This is a genomic window from Enterobacter sp. PL_is514 (assembly GCF_055816715.1).
The window spans coordinates 1-636 of the sequence record NZ_JBVPGN010000002.1 but is presented as its reverse complement, the minus strand read 5'-3'; the positions used below and the strand labels follow the sequence as shown (position 1 = coordinate 636).

Genomic DNA, 636 nt, shown 5'->3' with positions numbered 1-636 from the left:
GGCGCTTTTCGCAGATTAGCACGTCCTTCATCGCCTCTGACTGCCAGGGCATCCACCGTGTACGCTTAGTCGCTTAACCTCACAACCCGAAGATGTTTCACTTCTGATTGCGAAAATTTGAGAGACTCGAACACACCATTTAAGATGTGTCGTTTCAATTTTCAGCTTGATCCAGATTTTTAAAGAGCAAAACTTCGCAGTGCACCTTTTCAGGTTCACTCTGAAGTTTTCTTGTGTTCGCAGTAAAAGATGGTGGAGCTATGCGGGATCGAACCGCAGACCTCCTGCGTGCAAAGCAGGCGCTCTCCCAGCTGAGCTATAGCCCCATCGTTTTGCAATCTCTGTACCGCTCATCCTTTAAAAGGAGTTTGGTAGGCCTGAGTGGACTTGAACCACCGACCTCACCCTTATCAGGGGTGCGCTCTAACCACCTGAGCTACAAGCCTGCAGAGATTTTTACTGCTGTTTTTCATCAGACAATCTGTGTGAGCACTACAAAGGCAGGTTCTTTAAGGTAAGGAGGTGATCCAACCGCAGGTTCCCCTACGGTTACCTTGTTACGACTTCACCCCAGTCATGAATCACAAAGTGGTAAGCGCCCTCCCGAAGGTTAAGCTACCTACTTCTTTTGCAACC

The 636-nt window shown here is 48.6% G+C and carries 2 tRNA genes and 1 rRNA gene; all 3 read right to left on the bottom strand.

Going from position 1 to position 636, the window contains the following annotated elements:
- Nucleotides 1–250: 250 nt before the first annotated feature.
- Nucleotides 251–326 (bottom strand) — tRNA-Ala (locus tag AC0TNG_RS00030).
- A 43-nt stretch (nt 327–369) separates the two neighbouring features.
- Nucleotides 370–446, bottom strand: a tRNA-Ile gene (locus AC0TNG_RS00025).
- 69 nt (nt 447–515) lie between these two features.
- Nucleotides 516–636 (bottom strand): 16S ribosomal RNA (locus AC0TNG_RS00020); the annotation flags it as partial.